Raw genomic sequence first — 18,645 nt, 5'->3', positions numbered from 1 at the left:
CAAAATTAAATTGAAATCAATCTTTTTTTAGGTAAGCCTAAAAATAAAGAGAAGGCTAGGGCATAACTTTACGAGTTATGTCCTAGCCTTAAGGAATCCGAATAAACGTTGGGAGCAAAAGCAACGCCTTTGTCCCAACCCATTCCTACTTAATATGGTTTGCTTTGATATGGGCCAAGTAAATTGAAAATCGAACTTACCACTTCTGAATGTGATTTGTTTTTAGGATATTGATTTGATAATAAAATTACAGCATTTTTTCGATCTTTGGAAATCATTGAGTTTGATTCAAAGCCTGCTTCATTTCCGTGACCCTTAATATAAGTTGAAAAGTTGTAAAGACCACCCATGTATTTTGCTTCAGTTTCTGGAGTCCAAAGTTCATTGATGGTTTGTTGATCAATAATTTTTCCTTCAAATAAATCTGAATAAAATGAATAAAGGTCATCAACGGTCATACCAACATTTCCGGTACCAACTTCTTGATCAAAGGTTAAATTATTATCTTTGATTTCAGAGGCAACATTTTTATTGTTGGATTTTTCATAGGCATAAGTTCTATTTGTTGATTTTACAAAGTCATTATAGAAACAAGTATGCGATAACTTGAGTTCGTGAATAAATGTTCGTGTAAATAGTGTACGGTAAGAAACTCCTGTCAACTGCTCTAGAATGCCAACTAAGATTGAATAATTGACTGCTTCATACCTATATTTACCATAATCGCTCATGGTTGCATTAGAAATGGCAAATTGAACAAAGTCTTCATCAGACATCATGATCGTGGGTTTGATTTTTTGTTGCAATCCAGATGTCATTGAGAGTAATTGACGAATTGTTATTTTTTTGCTATCTGGAACAGTTGGATAAAACTGGTCTAGTGTATCATCTAACGAAAGCTTCTTAGCTTGAATTTGTTGCGAAATAAGAGCCGCGGTAAACGCTTTTTGGATTGAACCAATTTGAAAGGTAGATTGAGAATTATTTAGTCGGCTTTCAGAAAAATTAGCATAGCCAAACCCTTTTTTCAAAATAATCTGTCCGTTGTGAATAATTAAAGCTGTACCAACAAACTGAATATCCTCTAGTTTTTGATTTAATTCTTTAGCAAAATCAGAAGTAGGCTGAATGTCTTTATTTTCAATTTGCTGTATGTTTTGAGTAGAAGGGAGAGTAGATTCTGTTGTTTTCGCAATCGTCTCACTTGAATTTCTCTTAATATCAGATTCAGGATGATGTTGAAAAAATAAAAGATAGACTTCAATTCCAATTAAAATGATTAAGATGAAGAGAATGAATGCAGGAATAAAAGGATTGCTTTTTTTATGGTGTTTCTTATGATGCATACGTAAAACCTCCTCTGACTAGTATATATTTTACCTATACAGCGCAAAAAAACAATATGATTGTAGCGGATTTAACGAACAGTTTTGTAAGTACGAATTTTCTTCGCTCAAAAGTCGTTATATTTTCAAATTTTTGTCACAAGAAAGAAAAAGATTCATGATTTTTTTAGGAATCAATGTTAGAATAGAATTTGAAGTTTTTAACGATAAGAATAGAAAATATCTAGACCACGGAGGAAATCATGACCCAAAAATACAAGGATAAAACATTACGAATCTTTAGTTTGAATGCCAATCGCCCTTTAGCTGAAAGAATTGCTGAAGTTGTCGGGACTGAACTGGGAAAAAGTACGGTGCGCCAATTTAGTGACGGAGAGATTCAGATCAATATCGAAGAGAGTATTCGTGGGGACCATGTTTTTCTTGTTCAGTCGACCAACCTGCCAGTCAATGATAATTTAATGGAATTATTGATCATGATTGATGCGTTAAAGCGAGCAAGTGCTAAAACAATTAATGTCGTTTTACCATATTATGGATATGCTAGACAAGATCGGACAGCCAAACCAAGAGAACCGATTACTGCAAAATTAGTTGCCAATTTATTAGAAGAAGCAGGAGCTACACGTGTGTTGACGTTAGATTTACATACCGTTCAAGTACAAGGTTTCTTTGATATTCCAGTAGATAATCTGTTCACAATGCCATTATTCGCTCATAATTACCGCCAGCAGCAGTTGACAGGAGAAGACATCGTTGTGGTTTCCCCTAAAAACAGTGGTGTACAACGTGCTAGAAGTTTGTCTGAGTATTTAGATGCAACATTAGCGATCATCGATCAAGATGAAGTAGACGGTGTACGCTCAGGTTATGTGATCGGAGAGGTTAAAGATAAGACGTGTATTTTAGTCGATGACATTTTAAATTCTGGCAGTACGATGGCGACTGCGGCAGCTATTTTAAAAGAAAATGGTGCAAAAAGTATTTATGCTTGTGCCTCTCACGGCCTACTATCTAAAGGGGCAAAAGAGACGCTAGATGCATCACCGATCGAACAAATTTGTGTGACTGACTCTGTCTTCATTTCTGAAGAGCGTAAACCAAAAGCTTTGAGCATTGTTTCTTGTGCTGAACTGATGGGTGAAGCTGTCAAACGAATTCATGAAAACACACCAATGAGCCCATTGTTTCGTTTAGAAGAGAAATAATAACGTTCTGTTTAAATTAAGAAGGAGGTTCAGTTATTGTTTTAGACTGAACCTCCTTTTAGTATTTATGTCGGTCAAATAAAAAATAGTCAAGAAAACGAGTATGAATAAAAGAATGGAGTTATACATGTGAAAGAACAGAAAAAGGGTGTTTTATTAGGATTTGTTGCGTATGTTTTTTGGGGGATCATTCCAATTTACTGGAAGTTGTTACCTATGGTCGATCCGCTGGATATTTTGTGTTATCGAATTGTTTGGTCTTTTGTCTTTATGATCATCTATATTTTAGTCACGAAAAAATGGTCATTGTTTTTGACTGAGGTCAAAACTGTTTTACAAGATAAGAAAAAATTAGTTGCGATTATTTGTGCGGCTATTTTAATTTCAGTCAATTGGTTTACGTTTATTTACACGGTCAGTCAAGGGCATGTGACCCAAGCTAGTTTAGGTTATTATATGAATCCCCTTGTCAATGTTTTGTTAGCAACGCTGATCTTGAAGGAAAAATTGAGTCGTTCTGGTATGATTGCTTGTGGATCAGCGTTGACAGGAGTTTTATTATTAACGATCCAGACAGGAGAAATTCCTTATGCACCGCTGATTATGGCTGTTACATTTAGTTTTTATGGATTGATAAAAAAAGGTGTTACAGTAAGTTCCTATACTGGTTTGACGATTGAGACGTTTGTCATTTTGCCGGTTGCCTTGATTTATCTTATATTCTTTTCGCGACAAGGGTTTATGCATTACGAAGTATCAGCTAATCTATTATTGATGGGCGCAGGAATTGTTACAGCGATTCCGTTATTACTTTTTGCGCAAGCAGCAAAACAGATTCCTTATATTATTCTAGGCTTTATTCAATATGTTGGCCCAACGTTAATGTTGATATCTGCACTATTTTTATACCACGAACCTTATTCCTCAGAACAATTTATCGCCTTTGGTTTTATTTGGGTTGGTATTGCAATTTTTACGTATGGTAATATTTATACCTATCGTAAAGAAAAACGATTTGCCAATTAAATAGCATAAGAATCAATCTTTGAGGAACCTTTTTGGTTATGTTAAACTAATCTCATTAAAACTGTTTTAGAAAGGACGAGTTCAGTGGAACCCATTTATTTAGATCATGCAGCAACAACACCAGTACATCCGTCAGTTATTGAGATAATGGCCAGTGAATTAGCCAATACATTTGGTAATCCGTCTAGTATCCATACCTTTGGCAGACAGGCACATCGCAAATTAGAAGATATACGTCAGGTGATCGCTGCCAGTCTTGGCGTGAAGACACATGAAATTATCTTTAACAGCGGTGGGACAGAAGGGGATAATACAGCAATCATTGAAACGGCACTTTCTAGAAAAGAACAAGGAATGCATCTGATTACGACTGCGATTGAACATCCAGCTGTTTTAGAGACAATGAAGTATCTGGAAAGTTTGGGCTTTGAGGTCACCTATTTACCTGTGGATAAGAAGGGAAACCTTTCAGTTAAAGATGTGGAGAAAGCATTAAGGGAAGATACGACATTGGTTTCTGTGATGTATGGTAATAATGAAATTGGCAATTTAATGCCAATCAAAGAAATCGGAACATTGTTACAGACTCATCCAGCAGTTTTTCATACAGATGCTGTACAAGCATATGGTTCACAAAAAATTTTACCTCATGACTTGGGTATTGATTTACTAAGTATTTCTGCTCATAAAATCAACGGACCAAAAGGTGTCGGTTTCTTGTTTAAAAATGATCAGATTTCGCTACCTTCTTTTTTACATGGTGGAGAACAAGAAGAAAAACGTCGGGCAGGAACTGAAAATTTAGCTGGTATTGCAGGAATGGGTAAAGCTGTTGAACTTTTGACTGACGACGAAAAAGAATACCGCCATGAAAAATATGCTGATTTTGAGAGAATTATTTTGACCGAACTAGACAAAGCCCAGATTGCTTACCAAGTTAATGGCGATCCTAAAAAAAAGCTAGCACATATTTTAAATGTACACTTTTCAGGTGTCTCCAGTGACTTATTACTGATGCATTTAGATTTAAAAGGTGTTGCGATATCAACGGGTTCAGCTTGCACGGCTGGAACAGTGGAACCTTCTCATGTCTTAGAAGCAATGTACGGCAAAAATCACTCAGCCATCAAAGAATCTGTGCGCATTAGCTTTGGTTTTGGCAATGATGAAAAACAGATTCAACAATTTACAGCAATATTAATCGAAACGATCAAAAAAATTAAGCAGTAATTTAAGAAAATTAGGATTAGAGCTAGTAAAAAGAAAGCATACCATCTATAATAAAAGAGACAATGAATGAAGAGGTGGAAAAATGGCATTTAAAGAAAAAGCAACAGTAGAAGGCTGTACAGTATTTTATAAAGTAAATGAGCAAGCTAAAAAATATACATTGAAAGACAATGGCTTCACAGAAACGAATTCTGGAAACTTTCAATTGATCCGTCCATTGGATGGGACACCACAAAGTAAAGAAGGCTTTAAATTAAAAATCACGATCGCTGAAGATTTGAAAACACTAAAAATGTCAGTAACGACAGCGAATGGTTTGAAAGCGATGAATATTTTCAAAAACGAATCTCACGCAATGAGTCAAGAGAAGTTTTATTTCTTGATGGATGGTATGATCAGTCGAGGCGTTTTGGAAAAAGCTTAAATTTTGGAAATAAGACAAGATCGAAAAAGATTGAGTCTTATTTTTTTTATAGTCCAACATACAAAACAAAGAAAATTATACTAAGAAGCAAGTTGATTGCCCTTAATATCTTTACTTCTTATAAAATACTAGTATAATAAGTATCACTGAAAAGTTACGACCTTCAAATCGTAGATGAGTTCAGAATCTAAATTGAAATGATGGTGATCAAATGACAGATAACAGCAAAACTCGTGTCGTTGTTGGCATGAGCGGAGGTGTAGACTCTTCTGTTACGGCGTTGCTTTTAAAAGAGCAAGGCTATGATGTCGTGGGTATCTTTATGAAAAATTGGGATGACACGGATGAAAATGGTGTATGTACTGCCACCGAAGACTACAAAGATGTAGCGAAAGTTGCTGACCAAATCGGTATTCCTTATTATTCAGTCAACTTTGAAAAGGAATATTGGGATCGTGTATTTGACTATTTCCTTAAAGAATATCGCTTAGGACGGACACCAAATCCTGATGTGATGTGCAATAAAGAAATCAAATTCAAGGCCTTTCTAGAGTACGCAATGCAACTAGGAGCAGATTATGTAGCTACAGGGCATTATGCTCAAGTTGAACGAAAAGAAGACGGCACTGTGCGCATGTTGCGTGGTGTGGATAATAATAAAGATCAAACCTATTTCTTGAGCCAATTATCTCAAGCCCAATTAGCAAAAACGATGTTTCCTTTAGGCGGCATGGAAAAATCTGTTGTTCGAGAAATTGCTGAACGAGCTGATTTAGCCACAGCGAAGAAAAAAGATTCAACAGGAATTTGTTTTATTGGAGAAAAAAATTTCAAACAATTTTTGAGTACCTATTTACCTGCAAACAAAGGAAATATGGTCACTTTAGACGGTGAAATCAAAGGGCAGCATGACGGTTTGATGTATTATACGATTGGTCAACGCCAAGGCTTAGGTATCGGTGGTGGCAAAGGCTCGCAAGAACCTTGGTTTGTGATCGGTAAAGATTTAGCGACTAATACATTATACGTTGGCCAAGGTTTTCACCATGAACAATTATATGCGACACACTTGGATGCCAGCGAGATTCATTTCACAGTAGACACAGAAATGCCGAGAGAATTTGAATGCAGCGCAAAATTCCGTTATCGTCAAGACGACATACCAGTCAAAGTTGTGTTGACAGGTGACGGCACGACTGCTAAAGTCATTTTTTCTGAGCCAGTTCGCGCTATCACTCCAGGACAAGCAGTTGTTTTTTATGATAGCATGGAATGTCTTGGTGGTGGCTTGATCGATCAAGCCTATCAAGAAGAAAAAGTATTACAATATATTTGATTTTTATGAATCAGAATAACTTTAAGATCGGTAACGAGTATTCGTGAAAAAAAACAACTATATAACTGTTGGACTAATCATTCAACAGTTATATAGTTGTTTGAGTTTTTATGCTGGTAAAAAAGCGTTCCTTCGATTCGATCGATAGTTTAATGGTCATTATTTTTATTATAATTCCTTAAGTAAGCCCTTGATTCAGAAGCACAAATTAAGTAAATAGCTGAACCTAATTCAATTATGCGAAAAGCCAACATAATTGATTTTGGAAAAAGACTGACCATAATCGGTGGATAAAAGTATTGCAAAAAAATAAATGGAATAAAAAGAATAGTGAGAAGATAGCCTTTTTTTCCACCAGATAATAGTCCTGCAATGACAATTATGTAGACAAGAAAAATCAAAAGTTGATACCAAATTTCAGAAGTGAAGGAACTATGACCTTCAACTACTGCTTTTAAAGTCATGATTAAAGCGATAATAATTAAGATATTATTGTATAGAAGCAAATAAATTCCAAAAGAGTTCCAAAATGCAGGTTTTTTCATCATAAGAAATGTTCCTTTCTGTTCTTTCCATATTTTAGCAAATGCTATTTCTATTGGCAATCAAATAAAGAAAAATCGAGGTTTATTCTTTCGTATAATAAATTTCATTGTAGAATCAAAATAATGTTTGTTAAAACAAAAAAAGATTTCACAAGCACTTAAGTTGAAAGTTTTGTACTAAGTGACTAAAATAGCTATTGTATAAAGAATTGGAGTGATAGATCAATGTATCAAGTTGTTACAATATATGGAGACAATGAACCTTGGTGGTTTTTTGAAGACTGGCAAGAAGATATCGAAGAAAATAAATCATTTGATTGTCTAGAAGATGCAGAGCGTTACTACATAGAAAAATGGCAAGAACTCTCTTCAACATATGAATACATAAATACAAAAGTGAATTATTTAGCAGCCTTCTGGAATGCTGGAGATGAACGCTGGTGTGAAGAGTGTGATGAGGATCTGCAACAATATAAAGGATTAGCTTTATTGAAAGATTTACAGGCGGTAACGTTTGAAAGCGGCGACGATTTTCATGAGCGCCATAATGATTGTGCCAAGCCGAAATGTTGTAAATCAAGTTTGGTCTAGATAAGTAAAAGTCAAGAAAACAAGTTCACGTATACGTGTATTGTTTCCTTGACTTTTACTTGTCTAATAATATAAATAGAGCGGCAATTTAATCCTTACAGACCCATTTTCCATCTTCCATCTTGCATGAGCTATTTTCCGAATCACTAGTTTCAAGCACTTCAAGAGTCGTCATTTCTTTTTCTTTGATTGTTTGAATTGCTTGGATGATTTGATCCATTGGTTGGGCACCGTTTATTAGGTACTTCCCGTTAATGATCAGTGCTGGGACACCCGTAAGCTGATACGCATTTACCAAACGAAAGTCATCTTCAACTAACGTTAAAGTAGCTGGATCAATCAAAGCTTGTTGCCATTTATCAAAATCGATCGAACTCTCTTTAACAATCGCTTCGATCACAGCGAGGTCATCAATATTTTGACTATCTACAAACAACCCTGTTTGCAACGCATCAAAGATCATCCAATAACCAGCTTCGCCTGCTACGACGCCTGCAGCTTTGGCAGCAAGTAAACCATTCATAGAAGTTGGAAAAAGAAAATTAGCTTCTCTCATTCCTTCAATATTAAAACGATGAAGATCGTCATTTTGATTAGCGTGGACCCAGTGGGATAAAATCTCGTTTTTGGCATTTTCTCTTGAACCAAACATTTGCTCATGGTCTTCGTTATCTTTAGCTAAAGCAAAAGAGCGATGAATAATTTTTATTTCCGGCATTTGTTTTTGGACTTGTCTCATTCTATACGACATGGGAAAACAAAAACTGCAGATAACATCGTGAAAAAATTCAATTGTGATCATAGTTTCTCCTTAAAAATCATTATTTTAGTGCTTACAATTAGTAAGTATAGAATTCTTCTATTTACATTTCAATTAAAATGCTTAATAAGAGGCGAAAAGAATAAGCAGAGTGTGGTAAAATTAACCTATTGACCTTTTAGAGATTGATTCAATTTGCATAGGGAATTGAGAAAGTGAGTGAATAAAGTGGCAAATAAACAACTAATTATTGCTGAAAAACCTAGTGTTGCCAAAGATTTAAGTAAAGTACTAGGCGCAAATCAAAAAAATAAAAGTTATTATGAAGGTCCAAATGTGATCGTGACATGGGCATTAGGACATCTTTTAGGTTTAAAAATGCCAGAAGATATCAATAAAGAATGGCAATCTTGGCAAATGGAAACTTTACCAATGGTGCCTAAAAATTTAGGGATCAAACCTTTACCAAAAACGGGGCATCAATTAAAGGCAATCAAACAATTGGCGAACCGCAAAGATGTCACCGAGGCAGTTATTGCAACAGATGCAGGACGTGAGGGAGAACTTGTTGCTCGCTGGATCTTAGAATATGTACATTTCAATAAACCAGTCAAACGCTTATGGATCTCTTCTCAAACAGATAAAGCGATCAAAGATGGATTTAAAAAATTAAGACCAGCGAAAGAATATGATAACCTCTATTATTCTGCATTAGCTCGCGCCAAAGCAGACTGGTTAGTCGGATTGAATGTCACAAGAGCATTAACAGTGAAATATCAAGATAGTTTATCTGCTGGACGTGTACAAACGCCAACATTATCTTTAGTCCGTCAACAAGAAAAGAAAATCGAAGGCTTTAGACCGCAAACGTATTTCTCAGTAGAGTTACAAGTTCAAAAAGAAAAAGCTAAACTAGTCCAAAATAACCCATATGCGTTTAAAGAACGTAACGATGTTGAAGCGTTTGTGAAAAAATTAAGCGAAGGTAAAGGTAAAGTAACAGATATACAAGAAAAAAGTAAAACAGAACAAGCTCCTTTGCCTTATGATTTAACTGAAATCCAAAGAGAAGCCAATCAGCGCTATCAATTTTCAGCGAAGAAAACCCTCTCTCTGGTTCAAAGTCTTTATGAATTTCATAAAATCGTGACCTATCCAAGAACGGATAGCAAATATTTAACCACAGATATGAAAGCAACGATGAAAGAACGTTTGCAAGCGGTGAGTGATTTTGCACCAGAAGTCAAAACGTATATCAAAGAGGGCGGTCAAGTCAAGTTGACCAAAGTATTCCAAAACGAAAAAGTAACAGATCACCATGCGTTGATCCCAACTGAACAACGTCCGCGTTATGAGAAGTTAAGTGGAGATGAACAAAAAATCTATAATATGATCGTCACTCGTTTTCTAGGAATGTTTGCTGAAGCCCATCGGACAAAACAAACAAAAGTAACAGTGAACTTTGGCAAAGAGCAATTTATCTTCCGTCAAAGCAAAGTTGAAGTTGCCGGCTGGAAACAAGAAAAAGAAGATGTTATCCCATCTGTCGACTGGAAATTAGGGATGGTGATTCCACCGAATTTCACTATCAATAAAGAACTGACTGCACCACCAAAACCATTGACCGAAGGAACGTTGCTTGGTTTGATGGAAAAACACAGCCTAGGTACACCAGCCACTCGTGCAGAAATCATTGAAAAATTGATCAAGTCAGAGTTGATGGAACGTAATACCAACGGGCTGAATGTTTCGCCTAAAGGCAAGCAGTTGCTTGAACTAGTCAACCCATCTTTAGTAACACCTGAGCTAACAGAAAAATGGGAAAAAACTCTGGAAGCAATCGCCAAAGGCAAACAGAGTAGTACTGTTTTCCTAAAAGAAATCGAACAAGATACAAAAAAATTAGTCAATGAGATCAAACAAAGCGAAAGCAAATACCAAGATTTTTCAATCACACAAAAGAAATGCCCGGAATGCGGCTCAAACTTACGTGAGAAAAATACTAAGGATGGTAAAATCTACGTGTGTTCCAATCAAGATTGTAGCTATCGCCGCAGAAAAGACCCTAAAGTGTCCAACCATCGTTGTTCGCAATGCCATCGTAAAATGGAAATCATTGATGGGAAAAATGGCGCTTATTTCAAATGTAAATACTGCTCAATCACAGAAAAAATGCAGGATAAAAAAGAACGCAACAAGAAGCTTACGAAACATGAAGAACGTAAGTTGATGAAAAAGTACTCGCAAAAAGAAGAACCAGAAGAAAGTGCGTTGGCACAAGCGTTGAAAGCAGCAATGAAACAAGATTGATTTTTAATCAAAACCATCAATTCTCAGAAGCAGTGAGGATTGATGGTTTTAAAATTATAACATGAAACCGCTTGATTTCATGTTATAATTTAGACAAAATAACAATCAGAAAAGAGTGTATAAAATATGATACTAAATACCGAGCAAGAAAAATTAGATACGAAATTCATGAAACAAGCACTAGAACTAGCCCAAGCTGCTGCAAAACACGGGAATGAACCATTTGGTGCATTACTCGTAAAAGATAATAAAGTTGTTTTGACTGGAGAAAATCAGATACATACTGAAAGTGATCCAACCTACCATGCCGAATTAGGGATCATCCGTGATTTTTGTTCTAACCAAAAAATAACTGATTTATCTGAATACACACTTTATACAAGTTGTGAACCTTGCTGTATGTGTGCAGGCGCGATGGTTTGGAGTACTTTAGGCAGAATGGTTTTTAGTTTATCACACGATGAATTAGCCGCGATCGCCGGTTTTAATATCATGATTGGAAGTGAAGAAATTTTTTCTAAAAGCCCAAATAGACCTGAAGTTGCTAAAGGCGTGTTAAAAGAAGAGGCAGTTCCAGTTTATGTCGATTACTTTCAAACAGAACGCGAAGAAAAGGAGTAGTCAAACGATGCAAAAAAATGAATATCTAGCCTTAGTTGCGATGGAAGAATGTGCAGAAATCCAGCAAGCATTGTCAAAAGCAATCAGATTTGGCTTTGACGATCATCATCCATCAAGAGCCGATGAAACGAATGAAGAACAACTGTTGACTGAATTCTATCAATTGACGGCGATGATCGAAGAATTGCATAAGCAAGGGATCATTTCAGGATTTACGCAAGAGAAAATAAAGCAAGTGAAGCAAGACAAAATTGAGAAAGTTTATAAATATATGGACTATTCTGCAGAAAAAGGGCTGTTGGAATAAAAGATAAATTTTTAACCAGAAATGATAATAAGGATAGAACTTAAACAACAATCATATTGTAGTAATAGTGCTATTGAGGTGAAGTAGATGGCAAAAAAAATATGGATTTTTCTATTGTTGACTCTTGTGATTGGTTATAGTATTTCAATAAGTGGCAAAAAAGGGAAAACTGAAAATGTAGTCATCACTATTGGAGAATCACGAAATTTTAAGGAGAGCGAAATCAACACAGCTGTCGCTCGTGTGAGGAAAGAATTTAAAGATTTTGTTCATTGTGAGATGACTAGCCTTTATTATGATGAAGAAAAATCGAATAGGGAAATCAAAAATTATTTTAAAGAGAATCAAGAAATTAGAAATGTAAAAAATACGGATAAAAATGACTTTATTGTATTGTACTCTGATTTCGAGGTCGGATTAGAAAATAATCAAAATTCTGGTTTTACACCAGGCTCTAATTATACGAATTGGATGTGGTTATTGAAAAAAGAACACTTTTGGAATTCATGGGAAATTGTGACTTTCGGGGTTTGAGATAGGAATCATCTGGTCTAGAAATAGATCATTTTGAAAAAAATTAGCTGTGTAGTTATTATCTAAACAAAATTTTTACAATGAAGAAAAGCATTTCGCTCGAAGTGTTTTTTTCATATTCCATCATTTAAACCCACTTTTCTTATTTTTTTGCAAGAACAAAGGAAAATTTTAATGAAAAATGCACAGAAACATTTGTATTTTGCAATAAAAGGAGTATACTCTAAATTGGAATCATTCTAAATTTAATAAAAAGAGTTTCCACACACACATAATGAATGTAGGTTTATTTTATTCTTCGTTTTGATTCATTTTGACAGTCCCAACCAACTGTGTAAGTGAATAATTATTTTGAATAAAATTAGCTTCTTTCTTTTTGTGGAAACAGAAAAAAACAAGGGGGATTATTGATGTTTGATATTGTAACATTAGCAAGATTCCAATTTGCAATGACGACAGTCTTTCATTACTTTTTCGTACCGTTTTCAATAGGATTAGCACTTGTAGTTGCAGTCATGGAAACGATGTATATTGTAAAAAAAGATGAACGTTATCGCAAAATGGCGAAGTTTTGGGGAAATATTTTTCTATTGAGTTTTGCAGTCGGAGTCGTAACAGGAATTATTCAAGAATTTCAGTTTGGGATGAACTGGTCAGATTATTCTCGTTTTGTTGGAGATATTTTTGGGGCTCCACTAGCGATCGAAGCGTTACTTGCATTCTTTTTAGAATCAACGTTCTTAGGTTTATGGATCTTTACTTGGGATAAAGTAAATCCTAAACTGCATTTAACATTTATTTGGTTGGTTGTAGTGGGTTCAATGATGTCAGCTTTCTGGATTTTAGCGGCAAATAGCTTTATGCAACATCCAGTTGGGTACACATTAAATAATGGCCGTGCAGAGTTGATCGATTTTGGGGCCGTAATTGGGAATCCGAAAGTTTGGTATGAGTTTACGCACGTTCTATCTGGTGCAATTGTGATGGGCGGAATGATCGTTGCTGGTTTGGCAGCGTTCCAAATCTTGAAAAAACGTGATGTGAATTTCCACAAAACATCTATGCGCATTGGTTTATGGATTGCCTTATTTGGTTCACTCTCTGTTTTATTTACAGGTGACTTACAAATGAAAGCATTGATCAATGATCAACCAATGAAATTTGCAGCAATGGAAGGCGATTACGAAGATTCAGGTGATCCAGCTGCTTGGACATTGATTGCTTGGGCAGACGAAGCCCAACATAAACAAGTATTTGGGATTCAAATCCCTTATATGCTAAGTATTCTTTCTTATAATAGTTTATCTGGTTCTGTTGATGGAATGGACACTGTGAATGAACGGTTGAAAGAAGAATATGGAGATGATAAAAATTATTATCCGCCAGTAAATACATTATTCTGGAGCTTTAGAGTCATGGCTGGATTTGGCGCATTGATGCTTTTAGTTTCAGCATTAGGGTTATTCTTTAGTCGTAAGAAAAAACCTTCACTTTATGAAAAACGTTGGATGGTTTGGATCGTGGCATTATGTACGTTCGCACCATTCTTGGCAAATACAACAGGTTGGTTGATCACGGAACTTGGTCGTTATCCTTGGACCGTATATGGTTTATTTACGATCGAAGATAGTGTTTCGCCAAACGTATCAGTGGCTTCACTATTAACATCAAACATTATTTACTTTATTCTTTTTGCAGGTCTTGGTTCAGTAATGGTGTACTTGATCACGGTAGAACTTAAAAAAGGACCAGATTACGAAGAAAAGAAATTAGCAGAGGCAAACTCTACTGATGTAGATCCATTTGATAAGGAGGTCTTTGGCGAATGAGTACGTTACAATTACTTTGGTTTGTGCTGATTGGTATTTTATTCTCAGGCTTCTTCTTTTTAGAAGGTTTTGACTTTGGCGTGGGAATGTCGGTCCAAACATTAGCGCACGATGAAGAAGAAAAAGAACAGATCATCCAAACGATTGGACCGGTTTGGGATGGTAATGAAGTATGGCTATTAACAGCAGGTGGGGCAATGTTTGCTTCTTTCCCATACTGGTATGCTTCATTGTTTAGCGGATTTTACTTGATTTTGTTTATCATTTTAGTTGGGTTGATCATTCGTGGTGTGTCATTTGAATTCCGTCACCGTATGCCAGATGGCAAACGTCGCAGAATGTGGAATTGGACATTATCGATCGGTAGTTTTATCGTACCGTTTTTCTTTGGGGTTTTATTCATTGATTTAGTTCAAGGAATGCCACTTGATGTTGACGGTAATATGATGGCCTCATTTACAGATTATATCAATGTATTTTCTGTTGTCGGTGGTGTTGCATTGTCATTATTGTGCTATTTACATGGGTTGAACTACATTACACTTAAAACGGAAGGTCCAGTGAGAGAACGTGCACGTAATTATGCATCATTATTGTATTGGATTTTATATGTTGGATTAGTTGTATTTGCAGTATTGTTATACTTTAAAACAGACTTTTTCGATAATAATTTCTTATTGACGCTAGTACTTGTCTTGGGAATTGTTGTGATGACTGTTATTGCAAATGTTAGTGTCTTTAAGAAAAAAGAAATGGTTGCTTTTCTTGCTAGTGGCTTAACCTTGATTCTTTTAGTTGCTTTATTATTTAGTGGTCTATTCCCACGTGTGATGGTCGGTAGTGAAGGGTTTTATGATATCTTAATTAAAGATGCGTCAAGTTCACCTTATACCCTTAAAACAATGACATGGTTATCATTAACGATTTTACCATTTGTATTAGCTTATACAGGTTGGTCTTATTATGTCTTTAGAAAACGTATCAAACATCCAGCAATTGCTGCTGTGGGGTATGAAGGATGATCGATAAAGCCATCTTAAAAATGCCGAAAATCAAAAATATTATGATCTTGCTTGCAGGTTTTTCTCTCCTGCAAGCAGTATTTATTATAGGACAAGCATTTTATTTATCTAAAGCCGTTGTTGGGTTATGGGAAGGTGGTCATTTAAAGGACCAGCTGTTGAATATTTTGGTGTTCTTTTTGTTTTATACTGGCAGACATGTGGTGACATTTCTTCGTGAGAAAATGTTAGATACATTTAGTTATGATCGTTCTCGTGAATTAAGAGAAGCGTTGTTGCAAAAGGTTTTTCTGTTAGGACCAACAGTGGTTCAAAAAAATGGCACTGGAAATATGATCACAATGGCACTCGAAGGAATCAGTCAAGCTGAAAATTATCTTCATTTGATCTTGATGAAAATCATGAATATGATGATCATTCCATGGATCATTTTGATTTTTGTTTTTACCTTGGATATTCGATCAGGTATTGTTTTACTGGTTGTATTTCCGATGATCATTATTTTTATGATTATTTTAGGCTATGCAGCACAAAGTAAAGCAGATAAACAATACAAAGCGTTTCAGATTTTATCTAATCACTTTATCGACTCATTACGCGGATTAGACACATTGAAGTTGTTTGGATTAAGCAAAAAATATGCAGGCAGCATTTATAATACGAGTGAACGATTTAGAGAAGCGACAATGAGTACGCTAAAAATTGCAATTTTGTCAACGTTTGCTTTAGACTTTTTTACAACATTGTCTGTAGCAGTTGTGGCAGTGTTTTTAGGCTTAAATTTATTAGATGGTGGGATTTTATTGTTTCCAGCTTTGACGACGTTGATTTTAGCGCCAGAATTCTTTTTACCAGTTCGTGATTTTGCCAGTGATTATCATGCGACATTAGACGGAAAAAATTCATTCCAGGCAATTCAAGCTGTATTGGATTTACCAGAAATGACTGAAACGGATCGTCTGGTTTTAGAAGATTGGACCGCATTGAGCGCATTGTCTGTTGAACAATTGACTTTTCAATATGAAGAAGCAACACAACCAGCATTAAAGGACGTAAATTTTTTAGCAAAAGGGTATCAAAAAATTGGAGTTATTGGTGCAAGTGGTTCTGGTAAATCTACGTTGATCAATGTATTAAGTGGATTTTTAGAACCAAATGTTGAGATAACCAATATCGACGTTGATGGACAGACAATTCCGCATTTTCTTCAAAAAGAATGGCAGAAACAAGTTCTTTACATTCCTCAGTCACCTTATATTTTCCAAGATACGTTAGCGAACAATATCCGTTTCTATACGCCAGATGCGACAGATGAACAAGTTTTAGCTGCTGTTCAATTAGTCGGGTTAGAAACGCTTTTAGGAGAACTTTCAGACGATTTAAACACCGTGATTGGTGAAAGTGGGAGAATGTTAAGCGGTGGTCAAGCACAGCGTGTGGCGCTTGCTAGAGCCTTTTTAGACAAAGGACGTCGAATTCTACTATTTGATGAACCAACTGCTCACTTAGATATCGAAACAGAAGTAGAATTAAAAGAAAGAATGTTGCCGTTGATGCAAGATCATCTTGTCTTTTTTGCCACACATAGACTGCATTGGATGGCAGAAATGGATTATATTCTAGTGATGGATAAAGGACAATTGGTTGAAGCTGGAACATTAGCTGAATTGACCGAGAAAAATGGTTACTATGTGAATTTAGTCAATCAAATGAGGGGGACAAAATAATGGAAAATACCCCAACAAATAAAGAATTGTACGAAAAAGATCAATGGGTCAAACCATTCTTGAAAAAGTATAAAGGGTTATTGTACTTAGCGTTGATTTTAGGCTTTTTAACTTTTTTTAGTGCAGGAGCCTTGATGTTTAATTCTGGTTATTTAATTAGCCGAGCAGCGTCATTACCAGAAAATATTTTAATGATCTATATTCCCATTGTTTTAACACGTGCCTTTGGGATCAGTCGTCCTGTTTTCCGTTATATCGAGCGTTTAGTTAGTCATAATTGGGTTTTGAAAATGACGTCTGACTTGCGTTTGAAGCTGTACATGGTTTTAGAGAAAGATGCAATTTTCTTTAAATCAAAATACCAAACCGGTGATATTTTAGGTTTGTTATCAGAGGATATCAACCATTTACAAAACTTGTATTTACGGACTATTTTTCCCACTGTGATTGCTTGGTTGTTATATATTTTTATTATCATTGGGCTCGGTTTGTTTTCATGGTGGTTTGGTTTATGCATGTTGCTGATGTTAGGTGTAGTGATTTTTCTACTGCCTTTGATTTCAGTTTTAGTGAATGGAGCCAGACAAGAGAAACAAAAAGTCTCTAAAAATGAATTGTATAAAACATTGACTGATAATATTTTAGGTGTGTCTGATTGGGTATTTAGCCAACGTGGACAGGAATTTGTTCATTCTTATGAAAAAGAAGAAGCGAAGTTACGCCAATTAGACGAACAAATCAAACGATTTAATCGTATTCGGGATTTTGTTTTACAAGTTGCTTTTGGTGTGATCACGGTCGCAATCTTAGCTTGGACCAGCATTCGTTTCCCAGGAAATCATGGAGGTGCTGCTAACTGGATCGCAGCTTTTACCTTGACCGTATTTCCATTGATTGATGCTTTTGCACCGCTGCCTGATGCAGCACAAGAGACAAATATTTATAAAGATTCAATCAAACGCTTGAATGATTTACCTGAACCAGAAGAAGTAAAAGTTGTGCTAAAAGATCTAACGATCACAGAGACACAAATCAACATCAATGATGTCTCTTTTGCTTACGAAGGAACAGCTAAATTCGTTCTAAAAGACCTGAATCTGACAATCCATCCCAAGGAAAAGCTAGCGATTTTAGGACGCAGTGGATCAGGTAAAAGTACCTTAGCAACGTTGATTCGTGGGGATTTAGAACCTAATAAAGGATCGATTACCTTAGGTGGCATTCGTACAGCTGAGTTTGGGGATCAAATCACGAAATCAATTGGTGTGATCCACCAAGCACCTTATCTCTTTAGAACAACTATTTTAAATAATGTCAGAATCGGTCGTGAAGAAGCTTCAGAAGAAGACGTTTGGCAAGTATTGGATAAAGTGGGCTTAAAAGAGATGATCGAAAGCTTACCTGAAGGTTTACTAACTATGGTGGATGAAGCAGGTTTACGTTTTTCTGGTGGTGAGCGGCATCGGTTGGCATTAGCTCGTATTTTACTGCAGGATACGCCTGTTGTATTACTGGATGAACCAACGACAGGACTTGATCCAATTACAGAACAACAATTATTAGATACATTTTTTGATGCCTTAAAAGACAAAACCATTATTTGGATCACCCATCACTTACAGGGGGTTCATATGATGGATCGTGTCATTTTTATTGAGGATGGTCAATTGGAAATGAGTGGTTCACCACAAGAATTATTAGCAGGAAATTCTCATTATCAGCAGCTATATGCAATTGATCGAGGCATGAACAAACGTTGATAATTTGACGAAAAAAAGATAAGGCTAGGACATAACTCGTAGAGTTATAGCCTAGCCTTAAGGAATCCG

17 protein-coding genes are annotated in these 18,645 nt (G+C 35.8%); 14 read left to right on the top strand and 3 right to left on the bottom strand.

What is annotated here, in order from left to right:
- Positions 1-149 precede the first annotated feature (149 nt).
- Complete coding sequence (locus tag IGI43_RS06240) at positions 150-1,346, bottom strand: serine hydrolase domain-containing protein (RefSeq protein WP_438756958.1); 1,197 nt, start codon at positions 1,344-1,346, stop codon at positions 150-152.
- Positions 1,347-1,588: 242 nt separating this feature from the next.
- Between IGI43_RS06240 and IGI43_RS06235 the strand changes: the two genes are divergently transcribed.
- From IGI43_RS06235 to mnmA, 5 genes are all read left to right on the top strand, one after another.
- On the top strand, positions 1,589-2,554 hold the full coding sequence (locus IGI43_RS06235) for a ribose-phosphate diphosphokinase (protein ID WP_438756957.1): 966 nt from the start codon (positions 1,589-1,591) through the stop codon (positions 2,552-2,554).
- Between the two features lie 129 nt (positions 2,555-2,683).
- Entirely contained in the window at positions 2,684-3,580 is an 897-nt protein-coding gene (gene rarD, locus IGI43_RS06230; RefSeq protein WP_438756956.1) for an EamA family transporter RarD, read from the top strand.
- An 84-nt stretch (positions 3,581-3,664) separates the two neighbouring features.
- On the top strand, positions 3,665-4,810 hold the full coding sequence (locus IGI43_RS06225; protein WP_438756955.1) for a cysteine desulfurase family protein: 1,146 nt from the start codon (positions 3,665-3,667) through the stop codon (positions 4,808-4,810).
- Between the two features lie 82 nt (positions 4,811-4,892).
- Positions 4,893-5,234, top strand: coding sequence for a DUF1831 domain-containing protein (locus tag IGI43_RS06220; protein ID WP_438756954.1), 342 nt, complete (start codon positions 4,893-4,895; stop codon positions 5,232-5,234).
- A 211-nt stretch (positions 5,235-5,445) separates the two neighbouring features.
- Complete coding sequence (gene mnmA / locus IGI43_RS06215; protein WP_438756953.1) at positions 5,446-6,570, top strand: tRNA 2-thiouridine(34) synthase MnmA; 1,125 nt, start codon at positions 5,446-5,448, stop codon at positions 6,568-6,570.
- 149 nt (positions 6,571-6,719) lie between these two features.
- Here mnmA and IGI43_RS06210 read toward each other — a convergent pair whose 3' ends face one another.
- Positions 6,720-7,115 carry a hypothetical protein gene (locus IGI43_RS06210; protein WP_438756952.1) on the bottom strand — a complete coding sequence of 132 codons (396 nt, stop codon included), beginning with the start codon at positions 7,113-7,115 and terminating at the stop codon, positions 6,720-6,722.
- Positions 7,116-7,340: 225 nt separating this feature from the next.
- Between IGI43_RS06210 and IGI43_RS06205 the strand changes: the two genes are divergently transcribed.
- Entirely contained in the window at positions 7,341-7,706 is a 366-nt protein-coding gene (locus IGI43_RS06205; RefSeq protein WP_438756951.1) for a DUF1033 family protein, read from the top strand.
- 88 nt (positions 7,707-7,794) lie between these two features.
- Here the strand turns inward: IGI43_RS06205 and IGI43_RS06200 are convergent, their stop codons facing one another.
- The gene (locus IGI43_RS06200) at positions 7,795-8,508 is read right to left on the bottom strand and encodes a DsbA family oxidoreductase (protein WP_438756950.1); all 714 of its coding nucleotides are present in this window, start codon (positions 8,506-8,508) and stop codon (positions 7,795-7,797) included.
- A gap of 186 nt (positions 8,509-8,694) precedes the next feature.
- Between IGI43_RS06200 and IGI43_RS06195 the strand changes: the two genes are divergently transcribed.
- The 8 genes from IGI43_RS06195 (at position 8,695) to cydC (ending at position 18,576) form a co-directional block, all read left to right on the top strand.
- Positions 8,695-10,776: a DNA topoisomerase III gene (locus IGI43_RS06195; RefSeq protein WP_438756949.1), complete on the top strand. Its 2,082-nt coding sequence runs from the start codon at positions 8,695-8,697 to the stop codon at positions 10,774-10,776.
- 126 nt (positions 10,777-10,902) lie between these two features.
- Positions 10,903-11,397: a nucleoside deaminase gene (locus tag IGI43_RS06190; protein ID WP_438756948.1), complete on the top strand. Its 495-nt coding sequence runs from the start codon at positions 10,903-10,905 to the stop codon at positions 11,395-11,397.
- Positions 11,398-11,404: 7 nt separating this feature from the next.
- Positions 11,405-11,704, top strand: a complete 300-nt coding sequence (locus IGI43_RS06185) for a hypothetical protein (RefSeq protein WP_438756947.1) — start codon at positions 11,405-11,407, stop codon at positions 11,702-11,704.
- 87 nt (positions 11,705-11,791) lie between these two features.
- Positions 11,792-12,238, top strand: a complete 447-nt coding sequence (locus tag IGI43_RS06180; protein WP_438756946.1) for a hypothetical protein — start codon at positions 11,792-11,794, stop codon at positions 12,236-12,238.
- A 410-nt stretch (positions 12,239-12,648) separates the two neighbouring features.
- The gene (locus tag IGI43_RS06175) at positions 12,649-14,067 is read left to right on the top strand and encodes a cytochrome ubiquinol oxidase subunit I (protein WP_438756945.1); all 1,419 of its coding nucleotides are present in this window, start codon (positions 12,649-12,651) and stop codon (positions 14,065-14,067) included.
- Positions 14,064-15,089, top strand: a complete 1,026-nt coding sequence (gene cydB / locus IGI43_RS06170; protein WP_438756944.1) for a cytochrome d ubiquinol oxidase subunit II — start codon at positions 14,064-14,066, stop codon at positions 15,087-15,089. The genes IGI43_RS06175 and cydB overlap by 4 nt, the downstream gene beginning before the upstream one ends.
- Complete coding sequence (cydD, locus tag IGI43_RS06165) at positions 15,086-16,816, top strand: thiol reductant ABC exporter subunit CydD (protein ID WP_438756943.1); 1,731 nt, start codon at positions 15,086-15,088, stop codon at positions 16,814-16,816. Before cydB ends, cydD begins: the two co-directional genes overlap by 4 nt.
- Complete coding sequence (gene cydC, locus IGI43_RS06160; RefSeq protein ID WP_438756942.1) at positions 16,816-18,576, top strand: thiol reductant ABC exporter subunit CydC; 1,761 nt, start codon at positions 16,816-16,818, stop codon at positions 18,574-18,576. The genes cydD and cydC overlap by 1 nt, the downstream gene beginning before the upstream one ends.
- Positions 18,577-18,645: the final 69 nt, after the last annotated feature.

The organism is Enterococcus sp. AZ126, from assembly GCF_051714545.1.
Classification (GTDB): Bacteria; Bacillota; Bacilli; order Lactobacillales; family Enterococcaceae; genus Enterococcus_L.
This window is presented reverse-complemented; position numbering and strand designations above follow the sequence as displayed.

What these genes read in the sequence shown, in the direction of transcription:
- IGI43_RS06210 (WP_438756952.1), bottom strand. Translation starts at nt 7,115, where the DNA reads ATGAAAAAACCTGCATTTTGGAACTCTTTTGGAATTTATTTGCTTCTA.
- mnmA (WP_438756953.1), top strand. Translation starts at nt 5,446, where the DNA reads ATGACAGATAACAGCAAAACTCGTGTCGTTGTTGGCATGAGCGGAGGT.
- IGI43_RS06220 (WP_438756954.1), top strand. Translation starts at nt 4,893, where the DNA reads ATGGCATTTAAAGAAAAAGCAACAGTAGAAGGCTGTACAGTATTTTAT.
- cydD (WP_438756943.1), top strand. Translation starts at nt 15,086, where the DNA reads ATGATCGATAAAGCCATCTTAAAAATGCCGAAAATCAAAAATATTATG.
- cydC (WP_438756942.1), top strand. Translation starts at nt 16,816, where the DNA reads ATGGAAAATACCCCAACAAATAAAGAATTGTACGAAAAAGATCAATGG.
- IGI43_RS06200 (WP_438756950.1), bottom strand. Translation starts at nt 8,508, where the DNA reads ATGATCACAATTGAATTTTTTCACGATGTTATCTGCAGTTTTTGTTTT.
- cydB (WP_438756944.1), top strand. Translation starts at nt 14,064, where the DNA reads ATGAGTACGTTACAATTACTTTGGTTTGTGCTGATTGGTATTTTATTC.
- IGI43_RS06205 (WP_438756951.1), top strand. Translation starts at nt 7,341, where the DNA reads ATGTATCAAGTTGTTACAATATATGGAGACAATGAACCTTGGTGGTTT.
- IGI43_RS06235 (WP_438756957.1), top strand. Translation starts at nt 1,589, where the DNA reads ATGACCCAAAAATACAAGGATAAAACATTACGAATCTTTAGTTTGAAT.
- IGI43_RS06180 (WP_438756946.1), top strand. Translation starts at nt 11,792, where the DNA reads ATGGCAAAAAAAATATGGATTTTTCTATTGTTGACTCTTGTGATTGGT.
- IGI43_RS06175 (WP_438756945.1), top strand. Translation starts at nt 12,649, where the DNA reads ATGTTTGATATTGTAACATTAGCAAGATTCCAATTTGCAATGACGACA.
- IGI43_RS06190 (WP_438756948.1), top strand. Translation starts at nt 10,903, where the DNA reads ATGATACTAAATACCGAGCAAGAAAAATTAGATACGAAATTCATGAAA.
- IGI43_RS06240 (WP_438756958.1), bottom strand. Translation starts at nt 1,346, where the DNA reads ATGCATCATAAGAAACACCATAAAAAAAGCAATCCTTTTATTCCTGCA.
- IGI43_RS06185 (WP_438756947.1), top strand. Translation starts at nt 11,405, where the DNA reads ATGCAAAAAAATGAATATCTAGCCTTAGTTGCGATGGAAGAATGTGCA.